General features: G+C 63.3%; 20 protein-coding genes. 6 read left to right on the forward strand and 14 right to left on the reverse strand.

The annotated features are described in order from the left end of the window. Positions 1–831, reverse strand: an 831-nt coding sequence (locus AC1DXM_RS30835; protein WP_477239199.1) for an AraC family transcriptional regulator, incomplete at its 3' end; no start/stop codon positions are given. A gap of 215 nt (positions 832–1,046) precedes the next feature. On the opposite strand from AC1DXM_RS30835, the gene AC1DXM_RS30840 reads away from it, so the two are divergent. Further along, positions 1,047–1,817 (forward strand): alpha/beta hydrolase, encoded by a 771-nt coding sequence (locus AC1DXM_RS30840; protein WP_477239201.1) that lies wholly within the window; start codon positions 1,047–1,049, stop codon positions 1,815–1,817. Positions 1,818–2,056: 239 nt separating this feature from the next. Here AC1DXM_RS30840 and AC1DXM_RS30845 read toward each other — a convergent pair whose 3' ends face one another. Both AC1DXM_RS30845 and AC1DXM_RS30850 read right to left on the reverse strand, forming a co-directional pair. Then, positions 2,057–2,386: a hypothetical protein gene (locus tag AC1DXM_RS30845; protein WP_477239203.1), complete on the reverse strand. Its 330-nt coding sequence runs from the start codon at positions 2,384–2,386 to the stop codon at positions 2,057–2,059. Between the two features lie 285 nt (positions 2,387–2,671). Next, the gene (locus tag AC1DXM_RS30850; RefSeq protein WP_477239205.1) at positions 2,672–3,553 is read right to left on the reverse strand and encodes a metal-dependent phosphohydrolase; all 882 of its coding nucleotides are present in this window, start codon (positions 3,551–3,553) and stop codon (positions 2,672–2,674) included. A 179-nt stretch (positions 3,554–3,732) separates the two neighbouring features. On the opposite strand from AC1DXM_RS30850, the gene AC1DXM_RS30855 reads away from it, so the two are divergent. Continuing rightward, positions 3,733–4,800 carry a cyclic nucleotide-gated potassium channel gene (locus AC1DXM_RS30855; RefSeq protein WP_477239207.1) on the forward strand — a complete coding sequence of 356 codons (1,068 nt, stop codon included), beginning with the start codon at positions 3,733–3,735 and terminating at the stop codon, positions 4,798–4,800. A 309-nt stretch (positions 4,801–5,109) separates the two neighbouring features. Continuing rightward, complete coding sequence (locus AC1DXM_RS30860; protein WP_477239209.1) at positions 5,110–5,982, forward strand: hypothetical protein; 873 nt, start codon at positions 5,110–5,112, stop codon at positions 5,980–5,982. A gap of 78 nt (positions 5,983–6,060) precedes the next feature. Here the strand turns inward: AC1DXM_RS30860 and AC1DXM_RS30865 are convergent, their stop codons facing one another. The 8 genes from AC1DXM_RS30865 to AC1DXM_RS30900 all read right to left on the reverse strand — a co-directional run bounded on the left by AC1DXM_RS30865 (position 6,061) and on the right by AC1DXM_RS30900 (position 15,448). Next, on the reverse strand, positions 6,061–6,402 hold the full coding sequence (locus AC1DXM_RS30865; protein WP_477239211.1) for a hypothetical protein: 342 nt from the start codon (positions 6,400–6,402) through the stop codon (positions 6,061–6,063). Between the two features lie 249 nt (positions 6,403–6,651). Further along, the gene (locus AC1DXM_RS30870; RefSeq protein WP_477239213.1) at positions 6,652–7,074 is read right to left on the reverse strand and encodes a DOPA 4,5-dioxygenase family protein; all 423 of its coding nucleotides are present in this window, start codon (positions 7,072–7,074) and stop codon (positions 6,652–6,654) included. Positions 7,075–7,224: 150 nt separating this feature from the next. After that, positions 7,225–7,383, reverse strand: a complete 159-nt coding sequence (locus AC1DXM_RS30875) for a DUF3309 family protein (RefSeq protein WP_477239215.1) — start codon at positions 7,381–7,383, stop codon at positions 7,225–7,227. A gap of 97 nt (positions 7,384–7,480) precedes the next feature. Beyond that, positions 7,481–10,651 carry an efflux RND transporter permease subunit gene (locus AC1DXM_RS30880; RefSeq protein ID WP_477239217.1) on the reverse strand — a complete coding sequence of 1,057 codons (3,171 nt, stop codon included), beginning with the start codon at positions 10,649–10,651 and terminating at the stop codon, positions 7,481–7,483. A gap of 73 nt (positions 10,652–10,724) precedes the next feature. Beyond that, positions 10,725–11,909 (reverse strand): efflux RND transporter periplasmic adaptor subunit, encoded by a 1,185-nt coding sequence (locus tag AC1DXM_RS30885; protein WP_477239249.1) that lies wholly within the window; start codon positions 11,907–11,909, stop codon positions 10,725–10,727. A gap of 196 nt (positions 11,910–12,105) precedes the next feature. Then, the gene (locus AC1DXM_RS30890; RefSeq protein ID WP_477239219.1) at positions 12,106–12,714 is read right to left on the reverse strand and encodes a hypothetical protein; all 609 of its coding nucleotides are present in this window, start codon (positions 12,712–12,714) and stop codon (positions 12,106–12,108) included. After that, complete coding sequence (locus AC1DXM_RS30895) at positions 12,711–14,984, reverse strand: xanthine dehydrogenase family protein molybdopterin-binding subunit (RefSeq protein ID WP_477239221.1); 2,274 nt, start codon at positions 14,982–14,984, stop codon at positions 12,711–12,713. Before AC1DXM_RS30895 ends, AC1DXM_RS30890 begins: the two co-directional genes overlap by 4 nt. 2 nt (positions 14,985–14,986) lie before the next feature. Continuing rightward, positions 14,987–15,448 carry a (2Fe-2S)-binding protein gene (locus AC1DXM_RS30900; RefSeq protein ID WP_477239223.1) on the reverse strand — a complete coding sequence of 154 codons (462 nt, stop codon included), beginning with the start codon at positions 15,446–15,448 and terminating at the stop codon, positions 14,987–14,989. A gap of 119 nt (positions 15,449–15,567) precedes the next feature. On the opposite strand from AC1DXM_RS30900, the gene AC1DXM_RS30905 reads away from it, so the two are divergent. Further along, the gene (locus AC1DXM_RS30905) at positions 15,568–16,164 is read left to right on the forward strand and encodes a TetR/AcrR family transcriptional regulator (RefSeq protein WP_477239225.1); all 597 of its coding nucleotides are present in this window, start codon (positions 15,568–15,570) and stop codon (positions 16,162–16,164) included. Here the strand turns inward: AC1DXM_RS30905 and AC1DXM_RS30910 are convergent. Together AC1DXM_RS30910 and AC1DXM_RS30915 are read right to left on the reverse strand one after the other, a co-directional pair. Beyond that, positions 16,155–17,285 carry a patatin-like phospholipase family protein gene (locus tag AC1DXM_RS30910; protein ID WP_477239227.1) on the reverse strand — a complete coding sequence of 377 codons (1,131 nt, stop codon included), beginning with the start codon at positions 17,283–17,285 and terminating at the stop codon, positions 16,155–16,157. The genes AC1DXM_RS30905 and AC1DXM_RS30910 overlap by 10 nt on opposite strands. A 217-nt stretch (positions 17,286–17,502) precedes the next feature. Beyond that, positions 17,503–18,591 carry a citrate synthase/methylcitrate synthase gene (locus AC1DXM_RS30915; RefSeq protein ID WP_477239229.1) on the reverse strand — a complete coding sequence of 363 codons (1,089 nt, stop codon included), beginning with the start codon at positions 18,589–18,591 and terminating at the stop codon, positions 17,503–17,505. Between the two features lie 92 nt (positions 18,592–18,683). Here AC1DXM_RS30915 and AC1DXM_RS30920 point away from each other — a divergent pair, with 92 nt between their 5' ends. Continuing rightward, the gene (locus tag AC1DXM_RS30920; protein ID WP_477239231.1) at positions 18,684–19,823 is read left to right on the forward strand and encodes a citrate/2-methylcitrate synthase; all 1,140 of its coding nucleotides are present in this window, start codon (positions 18,684–18,686) and stop codon (positions 19,821–19,823) included. A gap of 59 nt (positions 19,824–19,882) precedes the next feature. On the opposite strand, the gene ftrA is transcribed toward AC1DXM_RS30920, so the two are convergent. After that, positions 19,883–20,881 (reverse strand): transcriptional regulator FtrA, encoded by a 999-nt coding sequence (gene ftrA, locus AC1DXM_RS30925; protein ID WP_477239251.1) that lies wholly within the window; start codon positions 20,879–20,881, stop codon positions 19,883–19,885. Positions 20,882–20,968: 87 nt separating this feature from the next. Here ftrA and AC1DXM_RS30930 point away from each other — a divergent pair, with 87 nt between their 5' ends. After that, entirely contained in the window at positions 20,969–21,388 is a 420-nt protein-coding gene (locus tag AC1DXM_RS30930; protein WP_477239233.1) for a rhodanese-like domain-containing protein, read from the forward strand. Positions 21,389–21,547: the final 159 nt, after the last annotated feature.

Raw genomic sequence — 21,547 nt, forward strand, 5'->3', positions numbered from 1 at the left:
GTAGCCGACACGGGTCGCAATCCGTGCAATCCCTTCGTCGCTGGTTTCGAGCAGAAACGCGGCCTCCGACATCCGGCGTGCGATCAGATAGCGATACATGGACTCACCGACGAGCTTGGTGAAGCGAGCTGAAAACGCCGAGCGACCGAGCCCCACGCGCTGCCCCAGGTCGCTAAGGGTCCAGGGTTGATCCGGTCGTTCGTGGATCAACTGAAGCGCCGGTCCTATGTGCGGGTCCGCCATCGCCCCCAGCCACCCGCCTTCTCCGGAATCGAGAGACTTGATCCAGCTTCGAAGCACCTCGACGAAGAGCACTTCTGTCAGCCGTGAGAGGGCGACGTCCTGGCCGGGGCGCGCAAGCGCCGACTCGCTGACCATGCGTTGCAGGATCGCCTCGAGCCATCCGCCGTCTTCCGTCGGCCTGAGCAGAAGCAGGGGCGGAAGCAGTTCCAGCACGCTGCCGCGCGAGGGCCGCTCCACAGTGAAATTGCCACAGATCATCGTCGAGACCGGCTCTCCGTTGCCGCCATGACGAACGACGCCAAGACGTCCGGCCGGTCGATCGAGGTCCACAATCAATAGCGGCGTCGACCGGCGATCGGAATAAATCACGTGAGGCTCGCCGCGTGTGATGACGACAAAGTCGCCCTCGGCCATGTGGAGTTCCTGTCCCTGGTTGAGCGCCAGGGTAGCCGAGCCCCGGCTGAGATAATGGAACAGGGCGTAGGGGCGCGCCGGCAATGCCAGGCTCCATGGATGGCCGAGCTCGAAGTGGAACAGCAGGGTTCCACCGAGGCGAACGCGATCCAGCACTTGGGCGAGGATGTCCATCCTGCCGATGTTAGTACGGCGGACGGTCCGACACAATATTCGGACGATTGAGGCCTAACGTCCAAATGCTCCCCGTACTAACTGATCGCAAGTCGAGCCAACGGCTCGCGCGGCAAACCATCACGCAAACGGCGGATGGGAAAACCCAAGACTTTTGCCGACACGCCTGCCCTCCCCGGACCCCCCGTCGTCCGTCATCCCAACAGGAGCAATGAATGCGAAATCTTCTACTCTCAGTCGCCGCTGTCCTCATGGCCGGAGCAACAATTGCCGCCCCCGCCCAATCAGCTCAACTGCCCAAGGGGGCGGCGCACAATATCGTGCTCGTCCATGGCGCTTTCGTCGACCAGACGAGTTGGCAGCCGGTTGCCGATATCCTCACGAAGAAGGGCTACAACGTAACGCTGGTCGAAAACCCGCTCACCTCGCTCGCAGCGGACGTCGATGCCACCAAACAGGCGCTGGCGAAACAGAACGGCAAGACCGTTCTCGTTGGCCACTCCTGGGGCGGTGTGGTCATCACGCAGGCAGGTGACGATCCAAAGGTCTCGGCGCTCGTCTACGTCTCCGCATTCGCGCCCGACGTGGGAGAATCTCTGGCGAGCCTGGCCAAGAGCGGTCCGGCAACCGAAGGCGGCGCGGCAATCCATCCCGACGAAAAGGGTAACCTCTACATCGATCCCAAGGTGTTCCCTTCGGCTGTCGCGGCTGACCTTCCCTTGGAGATCGCCGAATCCCTGGCAAACCATCAGCTCCCGTTGAACCACACGGCGTTCGAGGCTCCGGTCGACACGGCAGCCTGGCACGACAAGCCGACGTTCTATGTGATCAGCACGAAGGACAAGGTCATCGCACCCGAGGTCCAGAAGATCTTCGCCGGCAGGATGAAGGCCCAGACGACGGAGGTCGCCGGCAGCCATGCCTCCCTCGTCGTCCACGCCAAGGAAGTCGCGGCGGTGATTGAAAAGGCCGCACTCGTGAAGTGACGATACCGCTCCCAGCACTTTTCGTGCCGGGAGCGCCACCCGCGCCCGGCGGACTGGGGAATGCATTGGACCGCGAGCGGCTCAGGCCTAGCCAAAGCCGCACGAGCTACTCCCACTCGATTATTTATGGCAAGCATCCGGAGGATGACATGACTGGGTTCGACACCGCGAGCCAGGATGGGGCCAGTATCGGCAGTCTCTTCCCAAGCGGCTAGTACGGGAAAGCTGGCCGGTCAAATTTACCCAGGTTGCACATTCAGAAAGCTGACATCCCCGCCCGAACAGTCCATGTGTACCATGTCGCGCTGAGGATGCAGCACCTCCGCCGTGCCCTTGACGGGATTGGTCTTGCCGATCACCACGGTGAGGACGCCTGCGTCATCGATCGCCAAGCTGAAGGTGATCGCCCTCCCCACAGCTGCTTGTGCGATCAGCTCTGACTTGCCGTTAAATATCATGAAGAATTTCACTGTGTCCGGCTCGTCCGGATAGATCGACGCACGAACACCGTTGCAAAAACAGTCGGCGTTCGTCGGGAGCTTGGAGTCGGTGAACGCAATGTGCGCCACTGGACTCCAGTGGTCACCGAACTGTCCGCTGTGAAACTGGATTTGCCCGGTCAGAGAATGCGCCCCAGGTGAAATCGATTGCCGATTTGTGGAATATCGGCCGTTTTCTACGTTGCATCGCCACGTCTCCTGGTCTTGCCCGAACGCAGGCCTGCAAACGGCCGCACCCGCAATAACGGCCAAAATGGCGGCGAGAAAAGCCCTAGTATTCATGCATGGAAGATCGCATGAATGCCTTTCCCATGCGTTGCACTGACTATGAGAATTGGAAGCAATCCCCGGCTCTCAGGTCACCACCGACAGGCTCGCCGGCTGCAACACGCCGGGGAACGGGCCGATCCTGGCCGGGCGGTGCCCGGACTGGAAGAGGTTGCTGTGCAGGTTGGCGACCCACTGCTTGCCTTCGGTCGTCAGCTCCAGATAGCGGATCGCGTCGCCAATATAGGGCTCGACCTTCAGCGTGAAGAAATCGCTGAAGATGGCGCCGAGATCGGCGGCGGTCTTGCAGCCGAGCTTTTCCACCATCCCGGTCTCGGAGAACTCGGCAAACAGCGCCGGCAGCTTGCGGTGGTAGAAGGGATCAGCGAGCTGGCCGATCAGATCCGCGGCCCTGACCAGCGCCGGCTCGGTGTCGGTAGCCTGGTAGGCCGGATCGTCCGGTACCGGAAAGCGCGTCATCTCGATGGCCGCGACAATGCGCTCCTCATCGACGAACTTCGAGGACCCAAAGCGTTGGCGCGCATAGATCTTGGCGCGCTCGATATGATAGGGCGCAAGCACCGCGTCGGAGGCGCCGCGTGGTGGCGTATGGCGCTCGCCGGCCTCGTTGATGACGAAGCTGTCGTCGCTGTCGCCCGGGCATATGCCGTGCACCATGCCAATGTCGTGGACAAGCAGCGCGCAGGTATAGTGCAGCCAGTCATCGGGGGTCAGGGACTCCGAAAGCAGCCGGCCGCGGATGATCTGCTGGCCGGCGAGCGTAACCATCAGCGTGTGCTCGATGTTGTGATAAAGCGCGTTCGAATTGCCGATACGCTCCAGGACAAGGCGGGCCGCCCCTCCTATGTAGGCCGCATACTCGGGATTGCGATGCGAGAAATACTGGAGATAGAGTTCCGACAGATGGTCGCCGAGCCGGTCGGCCATGATGGAAATCGGATTGAGCATGACAATCGTTCCTGGCCAATTTGAAGCACGCCAAGTCGCGTGCGCCACGCATCCTAGCACGGTTCCGGCGTGGATTTTATCACAGCGTTGGTGATGCACATCGCGGCGGCAGCAAGCACCTTTGCGCTTGCCTTGAAGCCATCCTATTCTGCAGGGTAGTGGGCGCTTGTGGGAATAGAATGTCGGTACTGCCTTTCCTGAGAATTTACGCGCCGCTGAACGCGGCACTGGCTGCGCCCGGGCTCCTGGCGGTGGCTGCGCTCACGTCACCAAATATTTCCGGACGAACCAGACTGGCTCTGGTTGCCCTGCTCGCAGTCATTTGGGGCGCCTATCTCCTGCAAATGGCCGCGACGCTGCTCAAGCGCCGGGCGGGAGACCTTCGGGACAGGACGCCGGCAATCGCCATCGATGTGCTCGCGGTCATGGTTCCACTCGCCGCATTTCTGCTCATCGGCACGCCCGACTGGAGCCTCTACTGTGCTGTCTGGCTGCTGAAGCCGCTGCGCGACTCGACCTTCTTCCCGGTGCTGGGCAGGGTGCTGGCCAACGAAGCGCGCAACCTGATCGGTGTCACCACGCTGTTCGGCGTCGTTCTGTTCGGTGTCGCGCTCGCGGGCTATGTCATCGAGCGCGACATCCAGCCGGAAAAGTTCGGCAGCATCCCCCAGTCCATGTGGTGGGCGGTGGTCACGCTGTCCACGACCGGCTATGGCGACGCCATTCCGCAAAGCTTCGCCGGCCGCGTCCTAGCCGGGGCGGTCATGATGAGCGGCATCGGCATCTTCGCGCTCTGGGCCGGCATTCTTGCCACGGGCTTCTATCAGGAAGTTCGTCGCGGGGAATTCGTCCGCAATTGGCAATTGGTTGCCGGCGTGCCGTTGTTTCAGAAGCTCGGTCCGGCCGTGCTGGTCGAGATCGTGGCCGCGTTAAGACCTCGCACGGTGCCGGCGGGCGCTGTGATCTGCCGCGTTGGCGAGCCCGGCGACCGGATGTTCTTCGTCGTGGAGGGGCGCGTCACCGTCGCGACGCCGAAGCCGGTGGAGCTTGGCCCTGGCGCCTTCTTCGGCGAGATGGCGCTGATCAGCGGCGAACCGCGTGTGGCGACCGTCAGCGCCGCAACGGCGGTCTCACTCCTGTCGCTGCACGCGGTGGATTTCCAGATGCTGTGCAGCAGCAGCCCGGAGATCGCGGAAATCATCCGCAAGACCGCGCTCGAGCGGCGCAGCACAGCGCCAACGGCTTGACCCGTACTGCAGTCCCGGTCGCGAAGGTGTACATGACCTGCTCTGCGCGCCGATCTGTTTGTCGTGCCATTCATCGCCTGCGCCCATGAGAGGCGAAGCCAGATGGCCAGCACAGACTTTGTCTTGGAAGGGCAGGAGTCGCCCGAAGTTGAGCCATCGGCCGAACAGATGAAGCCGGGTTCGTTCACACAGACTATAAGGCGAACGATGCGGGACGAATTGCTGGATGAATTAGGCCCGCCGCTGAGCTCAACCTGCAGGCATTCCTCGGCGTCCCCACCCGCGCGGACCAGAAAATAGGCACGTGCCATGCCAACAACGCTGCCACCAACGCTCACACGCATGAGCAAGCTGTGCGTATCGGCATTGCTCATCATATTGATTTACGGCCAATCCACCCTGTCCGCTGAAGAGCACGACAAGACCCTTCATTACACCTCTGGCGGCTCAGGACCTGCAATCGTGACCGCAGGCTTCAACCTCGCTGACGTACAATATGTCGAGCAGCTCAATGCCCTGCCTGCGGGAATGAAGGGACTGATATGGCTGGACGAATCCGGCGGAGTGACGCCGCGCTTTATCGCGAAGGTCAAGCCCTTTATAGGCAACCCGAGGCTGTTTGGTTTTCGCCTCTGTGATGAACCGGATATCACCGGCAAGTATCATCCTCCGGCAGTTAGCCCGGCGGCGCTCAAGGCCGAAGCCGAGTGGATAAAGGCCAATGTCCCAGGAGCGGTGACGTTTGTCACCCTTATGGACATGGGGTCTTTCGAAGCCCCCGGTTTTATGAACACGTTTAATCCGGCCAACACCGGGATCGATTTCTTCGGTCTTGATCCATATCCCGTACGCGGCAAAGCTTTCGATCTGGATTTCATCGACCGGACGGTCGAGGCGGCCGTTGCTGCCGGCATCCCGCTCGACAGAATTGTGCCTGTGTTCCAAGCCTTCGGCGGCGGCAAATGGAAGACTTATACCGGCGCGTCCATGGACGTTTATGAACTGCCGACACCAGACCAGGCGAACCAGATATTCGCGCGCTGGGCCGTTTACTCACCCAATCCCGTGTTTGATTTTGCCTATGCGTGGGGATCGCAGAACGGGGACACCAAGCTGGGCAGTACCAGCCCAGAGGCGCTAAGCCTTCGTGCGGCGTTCAAGGCACATAACACGGCGCAGTAGATCGGCCGTGCTCATTCGGCCTAAGGTACCGCAACGACGCGTGGTGTGCAGATTCTCTGCAACCGCGCTGCTGCATTGCTATCCGAACAGGCGATGCACTTGGCCGTTCAACTGGACGCCAAGCCCGCGACTGCGAAAGCTGTGAATGATCGACTTGATTTCCTTCCAGCGGCGCTTCTCGGCCTGGCGCCTATGGAACCAAAGGCCGCCGCCACCGATAAGACAGCATAAGCCGACACCGAGTATGAAGAGAGGGTCGCCTTCCTCTCCGCCACCAAAGAATAGCGCGGTGACGATAAACACGCCGCCTGCAAGCAGGGCGATCAGGGCGACCATGTTATAACCTGAAGACGCATCGTTCTGGCTGCAAAGAAGGCGATAGCGTTCAGCAAGCCGCGCTTCGTCTTCGCTCAGATTCACCGCGCAGCCCCCTAGCTTCCTGCAACACATTTATCGCCCCGGTTCTCACAATGTATGGGGTGCAGGCGACAAACGGTTCATTCAAGTGAGTGATGGATCGAAATTTTTCCACCCTCTGGAATCTGTTGGGACCTATGGCCTCTCAGTCGCGGTTCAGCGCGGAACCGGTGCCGTCGCAGCCAAGGCCGTTCAGCCTCTCGGCGAATGCAGTCCGAGGCCGAGCCGTTCCACGCCGAATGCTGCCTATCCCTAAGCCCCCAGCGTCGGCTCCGTATTCACCTCCAGCGCCTCTTCGGCCTCGTCCTCCTCACCCAGCACCTCGCCATGGACCCCCAGCGGGCGACCGATCCAGATCGGGTCGACCAGATGGTCGCGCTTGGGATTGGTGGTGTTGGGGTGGATGAGGATGCTTAAGCCGCCATGGTTCAGCATCAGCCATGGAACCAGGGTAGCGAAAATCTCGGTGGCGAAGGAGACCTGGTACATGGCCTGCTCGTGAGGGCCGACCGGCTCGTCGCGCCAATTGCCGAGGCGCACGCGGAAACGTTCGCCGATGCGCAGGCGCAGCCATTCTGCATGCTGCCGCTCGGCCTGCCCGTCATAGTAGATATGGGCGTGATAGCTGGCGATCTCGGCGAGAGACCTTGGCGGGCTGGCGACGTCTGCGTTCACCTCGATGGCTCCTCGATAGTTGCCCTGTGGGCAGCCTATACGCAAGGGAGCTACCCGGCCAAGGGGGGCGCAGCGCGTGCTTGTCGTCTGCAGCGAACCATGCTGCCTCCGGCTTAGCTCCATAGAGACCCGCTACCGTGATGCCTCCAATCAAACCCTGCCCATCAGCACCAGGATCAGCAGCACCACCAGGACGATGCCGGCGATGCCCGAGGGGCCATAACCCCAGGAGCGCGAGTGCGGCCATGCCGGCACGGCGCCGATCAGGATCAGGATCAAGATAATGATGAGGATGGTGCTGACGGTCATTAAGAATCCCTCGCCGCGAAATGCGGATATGAGGGGACAATGCAAAAGACCGCCCGGTTGTTCCGGACGGTCTTTTGTCTGACTGATCGAAGCTGGCCTATTCGGCGGCTTTCGGGAAGGCGATTGCCGGTTCGTCGAGCGGACCCGGTCTCGGCCCCTCGGGCGCGCCGGGCTTCTTGTCGCGGCCCGATATCCTGCGGAAGAACGCATAGAAACGGCTGTTCTTGCTGCGCGTGAAGATCATCAGCATGGACGGCGTCACCACCAGCGTCAGCAACGTGGCAAAGGACAGGCCGAAGACGATCGCCGAGGACAGCGAAATCCACCACTGCGTCGACGGCGCGTTGATCGTCGTCTCGTGATGGAAGATTTCGAGCCCAAGACCGAAGGCGATCGGCAGCACGCCGAGAATGGCCGACACCGCCGTCAGCACGACCGGGCGGGCGCGCTCGCGGCAGGTCTGCAGCACCGCCTCCATCTTGTCCCAGCCTTCCTCACGTAGCCGGTCATAGGTGTCGATCAAAACGATGTTGTTGTTCACCACCACGCCGGCCAGCGCGATGACGCCGATGCCCGACATGACGATGCCGAACGCCTCGCCTGTCAGAAGCAGGCCCAGGAACACGCCGATCGTCGCCATGACCACGCAGGACAGCACCAGAAGCACGCTGGTGAACTTGTTGAACTGCATCAAGAGCACCAGGAAGATCAGGAAGATCGCCGCGCCAAAGGCCTTGCCAAGGAAGGCGCTGGCTTCGGCGCTGTCCTCGTTCGAGCCGGCGAGCTTCCAGCGTATGCCACTGTCGAGCTTCATGTCGGTGACCGCCTTGGCCACCTCCGCCTGCACCGCTGCAACCTGCGTGCCGGCGGCGACGTTGGCCTGCACCACCACGGTGCGGGCGCCGTCGATGCGGTTGAGGATGCCGACCGTCGGCTCCGGCTTGCGAACGACGAAGTTCGAGATCGGCACCGAACCTTGCGAGGTCTGCACCCTGAGCTCGTCGAGCGTCGACAGCGTGCGCCGATCTTCGGGCAGGCGCAGCCTGATGTCGACGGCGTCGTCGGCGCCGGCCGGCCGGTATTCCGACAGCTTCAAGCCGTTGGTCACCAACTGCACCACGGTGCCGACCGAGGTCGGGCTGATGCCGTACTGCGCCGCCTTGGCACGGTCGACCTCGAGCGCCCAGTCGACGCCGGGCGGCGGCAGACCGTCGGAAATGTCGATGACGCCGGGCACCTTGGCGATGCGCGCCGCAACGGCGCGGGCCTGGTCGTCGAGCCCCTTGGGGTCGATGGCGGAAAGCCGCAGCTGGATCGCCTTGCCGGTGGGCGGACCAGCTTCCGGGACCCGCACCTCGACATCGACGCCGGGGATGCCGGCCATAACGGCGCGCAATTCGTCCAGGATCTGGTTCGCCGATTTGCGCTCGCGCCAGTCGATGAACTCATATTGGATGACGCCGACGACATCTTCGGGCACGTCCTGGCCGCCGCCCTGCGTCTTGCCGACGCGGGTGTAGACCGATTTCACGCCGGGCCAGCCGAGCAGCCGGTTTTCGGCGATCTTGGTTGCCGTATCCATTTCGGCCAGCGAGAGATTGCCGCGGGCATGCACATAGAGCAGGCCGTAATCAGGCTCGACGCTGGGGAAGAACTCCACGCCGGCGCCATATTTCGAATAGGCGAAACCGACGCCGGTCAGCAAGACCGCAGTGAGCACCAGAACGGTGATGGGGAAGCGCACCGCTTGCTTGACCAGCGCCATGTACCAGCCGTCGCGATTGTCGCCCTCGTGATGCTCCGGCGCCTTGGCGAAGATCGCGCCAAGCGTCGGCGCGAACACCAGCGCATAGAGCATCGAGGCCGACAGCGTCACGATCAGCGTGATCGGCATGTATTTCATGAAGTCGCCGATGATGCCGGGCCAGAACAGCAGCGGCGAAAACGCCGCGATGCGGGTCATCGTCGCGGCGATGACCGGACCGGCCATGCGCTTGGCGGCGAGCGCAAAGGCTTCCGCCTTCGGCATGCCTTCACCCATGCGCCGTTCGGCGAATTCGGTGACGATGATGGCGTCATCGACCAGCATGCCAACCGCCAGGATGAGGCTGAACAGCACGATCATGTTGATCGTGTAGCCCATCATCGCAAGCAGCAGGATGCCGATCAGGAAGGATGACGGAATGGCAAGGCCGATCAGCAGCGAGGCACGACCCGACAGCGCATAGAGGATGACGATGAACACCAGGATGACAGCGATCATCACATGGTTCTGCAGGTCGCCCAGCAACTGGTTGACGAAGACCGACTTGTCCTGCGTGTAGGTGATATTCATGCCTTCCGGCATGGTCTTGACGTAGGCGTCGGACACTTCCCGCACCTTGGCCAGCGTGTCGATCAGATTGGCGCCGATGCGCTTCTTGACTTCGATGGCGATGGCCGGCTTGCCGTTGAGGCGGGTGATCGTCTGGGCGTCGGCGAAGGTCGAACGCACCGTGGCGATGTCCTTGGCCTGCACGACGGCATTGGGTCCGGCGACCACCGGCAGGGACGCCACATCCTCGGGCGTCTCGATCAGCGACGGCACCTTGACCGCGTATTTGCCTTCCGAGCCTTCGATGTTGCCGGCGGCGACCAGGCTGTTGGAGGCGCCGACCGCGCCGATCAGCTGGTCGAGCTGCAGGCCGTAGGACGACAGCTTCATCGGATCGATGACTACTTCGACGAGGTCGTCGCGCGAACCTTGCAGAGAGCCTTCGAGAACGCCCGGCACTTCCTCGATGCGGTCGCGCAATTCGCGCGCGGCGGCCGTCAGTACGCGCTCGGGCAATTCGCCCGACAACGTCACCACCAGCACCGGGAATTCGGAAATGTTGACCTCGGTGACGACAGGCTCTTCGGCGGCCTGCGGCAGGTCGGCTTTGCCGTCTTGCACCTTGGAGCGCGTGTCCTGCAGCGCGGTCGCCAGATTGGTCTGCGGCTGGAACTCGACCAGCACATAGCCGCCGCCCTGGAAGGCCGCCGAGCGCATTTCCTTGAGGCCCTTCAGGCTCTTCAGCTTGCTTTCCATCGGCCGCAGCAGAAGGCGCTCGGAATCCTCCGGCGAAATGCCCTGATAGATCAGGCTGACATACATCATCGGAATCGGAACGTCGGGTTCCGCTTCCTTCGGCGTCGACTCATAGGCAACCCAGCCCGCCAGCAGCAGGAACACCAGGACCGAAATGGTCAGCCGGGCATTGTTGATCGCGAGTTTGACGATATCCATGGCTAACGCCTGTTCTCAAGATTTCAGGAGCCGCATTGCAGCCGGTTGTCCCCGCCCGGGCCAATTCCCGGCGCTACTGCGTTGTCGCTTCGCCCAACAGTTTCTGGATGGTCGCCTGGTCGGCCTCGACCGGCTTGACGACATCGCCTTCTTTGACCAACTCCTGGCCGGCGACGATGACGCGGGCATCGGCGGGAATGCCGCCAAGCACGAGGCCTCTCGGTGAATCATCGACCAGGTCGATCGGGAAGAACACCACCTTGTTGTCCTTGTCGACGGCGCGGATGCCGAGGTCGCCCTTGTCGCCGAGCGTCACTACCGAGCGCGGCAGCATGACGGCGTCGGTCGGCTGCGCGCTGAGCGAAATCTCGGCCGTCATGCCGGCCGGCACCGCGCCGTCGGCATTGGGAACGGCAATCTCGATGCGGAAGGTGCGCGTTGCCGACGAAGCGTCGCGGCTGATGTAGCGCACGGTGCCTTCAACGGTCTGGCCACTGACCAGCCGGACAGCGGCCTTGTCGCCGAGCTTGAGGTAGCCAAGGTCGCGTTCGCTGATTTCGCCGCGCGCAATCACCGGATCGAGCTTGAGGATGGTCGCCACCTCGCCGCCCTCCATTATGGAGCTGCCAAGTTCCACCGGCACCCGGTCGATAACGCCGTCGAAAGGCGCCCTCACCTCATTGCGCTCGAGTAGGGCCTGTGCCGTTTCCAGCAGCGACTGCGCGGAGGTCAGGTTCGAGCGCGCGGTGTCGAGCTGCAGCTTCGGCAAATTGCCTGACTTCATCAGTCTCAGAGCTGCGTCCAACTCGGCCTGGCGCTGCACAACCAATTGCTTGGCGTTGTCGACCATCGAGATCTTTTCTTCCGCCGCCAGCATCAGCACCAGATCGCCAGTCTTGACGTGCTGGCCCTGCTTGACTGGCAACTTGTCGATGACACCGGCAACGCGCGTCCCCAGCACCGCCCGCTTGTCAGCCTCGGTCAGCCCGGAAATGCGGATGGCGCGGGAATATGTCTTGCGCGGCGGCGTCACCACCGCAACTGTGCGCAGCGGCGCCTTGGCCTCCGCCTCGGCGGCTCCAGGCTTGGCTGCATCCGGCGCCATGGCCTGCTCGCCTGGCTTCGCCTGATCGCCCGCCTTGGCCGGGCCTTCGACAGCGGCGCTGCCGACCGACGAGAACGCGCCTGTTCCCATCCAGGCGGCGAAACCGATGAGCACGACTATAGCGGCAAGCTTGTGAAACCTGATTTTCGGCATCATTGTTTTTCCACTGCGGGGTTCGGCCAAAGTCGTTTTCTAACAGGGGGCCGTCGTCTCGAGAGCTTCCGTGTCTTCCAACTCGGGGCGCGTCGCCGATATGGGTGCGCGCGGGGCCGTGTTCAATTTGCCGTGATCGGCGACCCGGGCTTCTACATCAAAGTTGCAGCGCAATATAGTCACAAAAGTTGCGCGATCATTGCGTCAGCGGACACGGCGCGCCTGCCGCCATCCAGTTCTCGATTGCTTGATAGGTCGCTTCGGCCGAGCCGGGCGCCGGCTCACGACCGGCACCTGGCGCCCAGCCCCAGGCGACGAGTTTGTCGTCGCGCACATGCAGCGCAACATCCTCCAGGCTGCGGTCGCCATTGCGGTTGCGATCCTTGATCTGGGCGCAGATTTCCGCCGAGGATTTGCCAAACCAGACCATCTCGGCGGGCGCCAGATGCCAGTTCTCGGCACCGGGCGGTCCGTGCAATGCACTGGAATTGCTGGCGAAATGACATGTGGTGCAGCGCAGGCCCGGATTGCCGAAGCCGGAGCCGTCGGCGCCACGCTGGACGTTGAAGGCATGAACGCGCGTGCCGCCATAATGAGCGCCGGACCAGCGCGGCCGATCGTCGGCGACATGACAGTCGGCACAGCGCGGATGCGAGAACACGGCGTAGATCTTGTCCCATTCGGGCAAGCCTTTCGTGGTGTCGACCGCCATCGGCGCCGGTGTCTGGCTTTCTTGTGCGGTTGCGAAGAGCGCCGCTGACACCAGGGTGGCAACAGACGTCAGGATGATGAGGAGCTTTTTCATGCGAAGGCCACTGCCTTCGACAGCGGCAGCGTCCGTATGCGTTTGCCGGTGAGGGCGAAAATGGCGTTGGCCAGTGCCGGCGCCGCCGGCGGTGTGCCGATTTCGCCGACACCGCCCATCTTGTGGAAATTCTCCAATATCGCGACTTCGAAGGCCGGGCACTGAAAAATGCGCATGGCATCGAAGTCGTGAAAATTCGACTGTTCGACCATGCCGTCGGCGAAGGTGATTTCCTGGCCCATGGCCGCCGACAGCCCATAAATGGCGGCCGAGATAAGCTGCGCCTCGATGATGCCTGGGTCGAGCGCGGTACCGACATCGGCGGCGATCCACATCTTCTCGACGCGAATGCCGGCGGGCGTGTCGGCCACCTGGACGATCTCGCCGACCCAACTGCCGAAGGACAGCGAGAACGCCATGCCTTTGGCCTTGCCGGGCGGCAGCGCCTCATCCCACTTCGCCATCGCGGCGACCTTCTCCACCACCGCAACCGCCGCCGGATAGGCGGCCATCAGTGTCTTGCGCAACGCGACCGGGTCGGTCTTTCCGGCCACCGCGATTTCGTCCAGAAATCCTTCGTGGAAGAAGCCGTTGATCGAACTGCCAACAGAGCGCCATGAGCCGACAGGGATGGTGACCGGGGCGGCAATGGCGCTCACCCGGTAATTCGGGATGGTGTAGGGCTGGTCGTAGGCGCCGTCGACGATGGTCTTGTCGGGTCCGATTGGCGATATCGAAGGGAACAGCCGGCGCAAGGTGCCGGCGATCACCGATGGCGAGGCGATCGTCATGTCGACGGCGACCGGCAGGCCGTCATCGCCGAGCCGTGCCCGGAATTTGCCGACGGCCGCCGGCCGATAGGCGTCGTGGCGCATGTCCTCTTCGCGCGTCCACGTCACCTTGACCGGGCTCCCCTCGGCCGCTTTCGCCATCAGCGCAGCGCACAGCGCATAGTCCATCTCGACTCGGCGGCCGAAGCCGCCACCCATGAAGGTGGTGTGGACCGTTACCTTGTCCTGCTCGATGCCGAGGATATTGGCGCAGAGCTGGCGCACCAGGGTCGGCGCCTGGTTGCCGCACCAGATGTCGAGCACGCCGTCTTTCAGCCGCGCCGTGGCATTCATCGGCTCCATCGTCGCATGCGCCAGATAGGGCACGGCATAGTCGGCCTCGATGATTTTTTCGGGCGGTGCGCCGGCAAAGGCCTTGGCGACATCACCATTGTCGCGCATCGCCGAGCCCTCGGCGCCAAGCGCCTGCTTCAGCACCCCGGCAATCGCTGCGCTGTCCGGCGGATATTCGGCATCGGCCCATTGGGCGTCGATTGCTTCCGCCGCCTTGAACGCCGCCCAGGTGTTTTCAGCAATGATGCCGAAGCCGTGGCCATAGTTCGTTTCGAGCGGCACGATCTTGATCACGCCGGGCATCTTTTCCGCCTTGGCGAGGTCAGCGCTGACCGACTTCGACCAAAAGCGCGGGCTCATCTTCACCGTGCCATAGACCATGTCCGGCAGGCTGACGTCGATGCCGAAGATCGGCGCGCCGGTAACCTTGGCAAGCATGTCGATCCGCCTTTGCGGCTTGCCCAGAAGCTTCCAGTCGGCTTTGTCCTTGGGCCGGACTTCGGCCGGAGGCGCCATCGCGGCAGCGTTTACCGCCACTTCGCCATAGGTCAACGACTTGCCTGTGGCCTTGTGCAGGATCGAGCCATTGGCCGTTTCGAGATCGGCAGCGGCGACGCCAAGCTTCTGCGCCGCCGCCGCGATCAGCATCTGCCGCGCGGCAGCGCCCGCCTGCCGCATCTTGTTGAAACCATCGCGCGTCGAGGCCGAGCCGCCGGTGCCTTGCAAAGCGAGGAATTTGCCGACCACGCCGAGACCAGAACGCACCGCCTGGGCGGTCATGCTCTCGTCGAAGAAGGCGAACGGGCCGCCCTCTTCCAGGATCGCCGCATTGTAATAGGCGTAGGAGGCCGGGCCGTGTTCGACCTTGACCTGGTCGAGACCGACATCGAGCTCTTCGGCGACCATGACGGCAAGCGTCGTCGAGATGCCCTGTCCCATCTCGGCGCGCGGCGCGACGATGGTAATGGTGTTGTCGGCGCCGATTTTCACATAGGGGTTGAAGGTCGCCTCACCAGCGGCGAGATCGCCCTGCAGCGGGTTCGGATAGGGCTTCCGGTAGTAGTAATAGCCGACGGCGACACCACCGGCGATGGCGGCCGCGCCGATGAGAAAGCTGCGCCGCGCGATCTTTCCGACACTGGCCATGATCAGAGCCCCGCCGTCTTGAGGACGGCCGCCTTCTTGATGGCGGCGCGGATCTTCGGATAGGTGCCACACCGGCACAGATTGCCGCCCATGGCGTTGTCGATGTCGGCGTCCGTCGGATCGGCGACTTCGTCGAGCAACGCCACCGCGCTCATGATCTGGCCGGCCTGGCAATAGCCGCATTGCGCGACCTGCTCTTCCAGCCAGGCCTGCTGTACCGGATGCAGCTTGCCGGGCGCACCGATGCCTTCGATCGTGGTGATGGCGCCTGTCGCCTGGCCCACCGGCAGTGAGCAGGAGCGGACCGCCTGGCCATCGACATGCACCGTGCAGGCGCCGCAGGCGGCGATGCCGCAGCCGAATTTCGGCCCGGTCTTGCCGATGAGATCGCGCAGCGCCCACAGCAGCGGCATTTCGGGATCGGCATCGATGTCGAACGACTGGCCGTCGACCGTTAGGCGCATGGGGATACCCTTCATTGTCGTCCATAGCCCGGGCGAAATGGTCGACTGCCATCTCGCCCTTACAAGTTGACAAATTTCGTAATTTTGTCAATAGAGGTTCCGTAGATAGTGTCGCAGCCGTGAATCAGATCGAAGACATCACCACCGCAGACCCCAGGCGCACCCGCATTCTGGACGGCGCCTTGAAGGTGTTCCTGGCCTATGGTTTTTCGCGCACCACCATGGACGACATTGCGCGCGCCGCCGACATGTCGCGGCCGGCGCTCTATCTGCTGTTCAAGAACAAGACCGACATTTTTCGCGCCATAGCGATGATGATTTTGTCGCGCTCGGTCGAGGCGGCAAAAGTGGCGCTGGCCGGCGATCGCGCCTTCGCCGAGCGGATGACGCAAGCCATCGACGAAGCGCTGATCTCGATGATGCGCACTGTCATTGCCTCACCGCACGGCGCCGAGCTGCTCGACATGAAGTCGAGCCTTGCCGATCTCGTCGGCTGCTGGCGCGACGGCCTTGGCGCCCATATCGCCACGGCGATCGAGAACGAGGCCAGGCGCAACGGCACCGACCTGGCGGCCGAGGGCCTGTCGGCGCGGCTGCTCGCCGACATGCTGCTTGACGGGCTGGAAGGCATGAAGGCGCGCATCAGCGACCCGGACGAACAGCGCACGGCCGTGGCCGCGCTGGTCAAGGTGATCGACCTCGCCCTTCAGGCCTGACGTCGCTCTGCCTCAGGCTTCTTGCGCGCCGCGAGGAATTCCTTGACCCGCCGTCCGGGAGCAGGCCCGCGCACCGGCTTGAAGCCGTCGTCCAACTCGCCGGAGAGATCGAGCGTCGGCCGCTTGCCGACGGCGTCGTAATTCTCCTCCAGCCAGTCGCTCGCCGCTATGCGGCCGAGATCGCGCAGATAGGTCAGGAAAGCCCATTCGGCATTGACCTTCGACGACGCCGACAGATCCTTGAACGCCTCGTCGGCATCGATGCGATGCATGCGTATGTCACGGTATTCGCCGCGCGGCAGCCGGCCGGCGGCGATCAGTTCCTTGACGAAGGCGATCGAGCGGAATTCACGCAAAAGCCCGGCGTTGAAGGTAATCTCGTCGATGCGATTCTGGATTTCGTTGGCGCTCTTCGGCGTCCCTTCGCGCACCACCGGATTGATCTGCACCAGAAGCACGTCGTCTGTCGCCGCCGTCTTGAAGAACGGGTACAGCGCCGGATTGCCGCCATAGCCGCCATCCCAATAGGGCACGCCCTTGATCTCGACGGCACGGAACAATTGCGGCAGACAGGCCGAGGCCATCACCGTGTCGAGGTCGATCTCGCCGTCGGAAAAGACGCGCAGCTGTCCGGTCTCGACATTGGTCGCCGAGATGAACAGTTCCATCGACTCGCAGGCGCGGACGTTATTGAAATCGATCTCTTGCTCGACCACGTCGCGCAGCGGGTTGAGCGCGAGCGGATTGGCGACATAGGGCGAAAACACCCGCGACATGGTGTCGAAGAAGAAATAGCCGGGCGTGTTTTCTATCGACCAGTTGCCCCAGGCGACGTCCCACGGCATGCGCTGCACCGGGCTGAACCGGCCTTTCGCCGCCACCGCACGCCAGAAATCGTCGAGCTTTTGCCGCGCGCCGTCGACGCCGCCGCGCACGAAGCCGTCGGCCAGCGCCACCACATTCATGGCGCCGGCGCTGGTGCCGGACACCGCTGCAATGTCGAGCCTGCCATCCTCCAGCAGCCGGTCGAGCACGCCCCAGGAGAAAGCCCCGTGAGAGCCGCCGCCCTGCAGCGCGATGTTGATCTTCTTGGTTTCCTCCGCCTTGCCGTTCTTCGTCATGGCGTTCCTGTATCGGTTTGGTCGCTGCTGCCTTATCCCGCCCGGGAATCGGGCGGGTTCGACTGCAGCGGACTTATGTTGCAGTGCAGCATATAAGGGATGACCGAGGCAAGAACACGAACACGGTCGCGTGATCACATGAAATTTTGGTCATAAAGAAAAAGTCTCTCCGCCGTGAGGCGGAGAGGCCATGCTCTTCCGAAATAGGCCTGGAGCCTCAGGCAACAAGCTTCGGCACTGGCCCGACATAGCGCGATTGCGGCCGGATCAGCCGGCCCGTGGTCTGCTGTTCGCGCGCATGCGCGATCCAGCCGGCGACGCGCCCGGCGGCAAAGACATTGCTGAACGCCGCTGGCGGAAAGCCCGCCGCCTCCAGCACCAGCGCGGTGTAGAACTCGACATTGGTCTGCAGCGAGCGCTGCGGCTTGGCGATGCGAAGCACCTCGAGCGCGGTCTGCTCGACCTTTTCGGCAAAGGCCAGCCGGCGGCCGGTATCGCCTTCACCGCCAAGTTGCCGCACCACCGCTTTCAGCACATCGGCGCGCGGATCGCGCACGCGGTAGATGCGATGGCCGAAGCCCATAATGCGCTCGCCATGCTGGACTTCGTCGCGCAGCCAAGCGGCGGCATCGCCATGCGCCTGGATCGCATCGAGCATCTCGATCACCGGGCCGGGCGCGCCGCCATGCAGCGGCCCTTTGAGCGCGCCTAGCCCGGCCAAAACAGAAGATGTCAGCCCGGCCTGCGTCGAAGCGACGACGCGGGTAGCAAAAGTCGAGGCATTGAGGCCGTGGTCGCAGACGGTCACCAGATAAGTGTCGACCGCTTTTGCCAAAGCCGGCGACGGGACCGCCCCTTTGAGCATTCGCAACATGTCGGCTGCATGATCGACCTTGGCGTCCGGTGCGATCGGCTGCTCGCCGCGCTTGAAGCGCAGCAGGGCCGGCGTCAGCACCGCCGGCGCTGCGATCAGCCGCAACGCGTCCGCCAGCGTCTCGCCGTCCGGCAGTTGCGCCATGCCGGCGCGCATGGCGCTGTAGACGTCAAGCGGCGCCAGAAGCGGCAGCGAAGGCTTGAGCCGCTCGAACACCTCGACGCGAGCTTCGCCCAGTCTTGCCGCCAGTTCCGCATCGCTGGGCAGATCGTCGAAGAAGCCATCCAGCAGCAGGCGCACCACCTGCGCGTAGCGCCAGCGGCCGGCGAGTTCCGGTAGCGAATGACCGCGGATCGTCAGATGGCCGCCGAGGCCATCGACATCGGAGAGCACCGTCTCCGCCGCCACCACATCATCGAGCCCGTTTGCCATGTCTCATCTCCTTGCAGCTTTTCCCTACAGAAGGTAAGGGTTGGCTACACATTCATCAATCTTGATCAATATAATCAATATCCGGGGTCAAAATGCCCGAATGGCTGTCGCGCGAAGAGGCGCTGGAAAGGCTCAAGGTCCGGCCGCAGACGCTCTACGCCTATGTCAGCCGTGGCCGCATAGGCATGCGGCCGGATGAGACCGACCCGCGCCGCAGCCAGTATCGCCTTGACGACATCGCCGCACTTGCCACCCGGCGGGCGCGCGGCCGCAGTTCCTCGGCCATCGCCGAGAGCGCGATCGCCTGGGGCGAGCCGTCGATCGCAACGGCGATTTCGACCGTTGTGCACGGTCGCCTCATCTACCGGGGGCAGGATGCCGTCGCGCTGTCCAAATCCGCCACGCTGGAGGAAACCGCCGCTCTGCTCTGGGCTCTACCCGAACCGGTGGCTTTCAAAACACCGTCGTCTGAGGCGCCTCATCCTGCCGGCCGCGCTTCGGCTTTTGCGCAGCTTGCGACGCTTGCCAGCCAGGGGCGGCCTTCGCTTGGACGCAGCGCCGCCTCGCTGTGCACCGAGGCTGCGCACACAATAGGAGCGCTGGCGCAGTCGCTGGGAGCCATAGCCGGCACGGCGCCTGTTCACCAACGTCTGGCGCGGGGCTGGTCGGCGGACGATACCGGCGCGGAGGCGATCCGCTGCGCCCTTGTCCTGCTTGCCGATCATGAACTCAACGCGTCGACCTTCACTGCCCGCGTCGCGGCCTCGACCGGGGCTTCGCCAGCCGCATGCCTGCTGGCGGGCCTGGCGACGCTAACCGGCCCGCGCCACGGCGGCGCCGGCGAAGCGGTGATGCAACTGGCCGAGGATGCAGCGGCGCACGGCGCCGAGGCAGCGATCCGGCGCTGGCTTGGCCATGACCGGCCCTTGCCGGCATTCGGCCATCCGCTCTATCCCGACGGCGATCCCCGTGCTGCAGCACTCTTGGCAGTCGTCCCTGTCGACGAGACGCTGCAACAGTTGGAAAAGGCCGCTATCGCAGCGACCAGCACGCGCCCGAACATCGATTTCGCCTTGGCCGCGCTGACGCGTAGTTTCGGCCTGCCGCGCGATGCGCCATTCCAGCTGTTTGCGCTTGGCCGCAGCGTCGGCTGGGCCGCGCATATGGTTGAACAGGTGACGAGCGGCAGCATCATCAGGCCGCGCGGCCGCTATGAAGGGTCTTTGACCTGAGCAATTCCAGGAAAAGTGTGAAGCGGTTTCCGTCCGGAATTGCGTAAAATAGAACCCCCTCAACCCGACCTGGAAGTGCTCCCAAACCGCGCACGGTACGCGACGGGCGTCGTGGCGAACTGCTGACGAAAATGATGCCGCAACGTGCCTGCCGCGCCGAAGCCGGCGGTCTCGGCGATCAACTCGATCGGCATGGCGGTGTCTTCCAGCAGCGTGCGCGCCCGCGAAAGCCGTTCCGACAGCAGCCAGCGCGCCGGCGTGACGCCGGTCGCGGCCGCGAACCGGCGCAGAAATGTCCGCTCGCTCATCCCGGCTAGTTCGGCCAGGACGGCGACGGGATAGTCGGCCGAAATATTGGCGCGCATTCTGTCGATCAAAGGCCCGAGCCGGCTGCGCTCGTGCGGCTCGGGAACGGAACTCTCGACATACTGCGCCTGACCGCCGTCACGGTGCGGCGGCACCACCAGACGACGCGCCACCATGTTTGCCGCTTTGGTGCCGAAATCGCGCCGCACCAGATGCAGGCAAAGGTCGATGCCCGCGGCACTGCCTGCCGATGTCAGGACATTTCCCTCATCGATGTACAAGACATCGGGAACCACGGTGATGTCGGGGTAAAGCTCCGTCAGCTTCTCGCTGTAGCGCCAATGCGTTGTCGCCCTTTTGCCGGCAAGCAGGCCCGCGGCGGCAAGCACGAACACGCCCGAACAGATCGACAGAATTCGAGCGCCGCGCTCATTCGCCTTGCGAAGCGCCTCGATCAGCCCCGGCGGCACCGGCGCCTCCGATCCGCGCCATCCAGGCACGATCACCGTGCCGGCCTGGCCGATCAGATCGACCCCGCCATCGGCAACGATGCGCACACCGCCCAGCGCGCGCATTTCACCGGCGTCGATCCCGGCAACGGAAAAACGGTACCAGTCCTTGCCCATTTCCGGCCTGGGCAAGGCGAAGACTTCAACCGCCACGCCAAACTCGAACGTGCACAGCCCATCATAGGCAATGGCAACGACGAGCGGGTTGGCAGGGCGCAGATGGACGGAAGGCATATTTGGCATGATCTTGACGATATATGGCAAAGCTGCCAGCTGCAATCGCTCTGCTTCCTGCTTTATCTCCAGCGCATCAGCAATGGAGATACGCGAATGAGCTACGTGACAGACATTCCGGCGGCATCGCCGGAAATCGCCCTCGACCATTTCCTGCGCCGGCTTTCCGTCGAGACCGACTGTTCCGACGTCGCCGCGGCGCTACGCGCCGGAGAGCAGGACTTTGTCCTTCTGCATGTGGTCGGTTCGCCGGAAGCCTATGAGCGCCGCCATGTGCCGGGCGCGCTGCGTCTGCCGCACCGCGAAATATCGGCCGAACGGATGGCAGAGTGGCCGGTAGAGACGCTGTTCGTCGTCTATTGCGCGGGACCGCATTGCAATGGCGCGGATCGGGCCGCCTTCAAGCTGGCCGGCCTCGGTCGTCCCGTGAAGATCATGATCGGCGGCATTACCGGCTGGCAGGACGAGGAACTCCCCTTCACTTCCGGCAAGGAGCCAGGCGTCTTGCACGCATGAGCCTTGGTTCAGCACTAGAGAGGTTCATCGTTCACGGAAACGCCGAACCAATCTATCTCTTTGTTTGAGCATGATCTTTTCCGAAAACCGGATTCCACTTTTCGGGATCATGCTCTAGGCTAGCGCGAGAGCGCGTAGGCGATATGGTCGACCTTGCAG

It is taken from the genome of Mesorhizobium sp. P3_A2 (assembly GCF_056403115.1).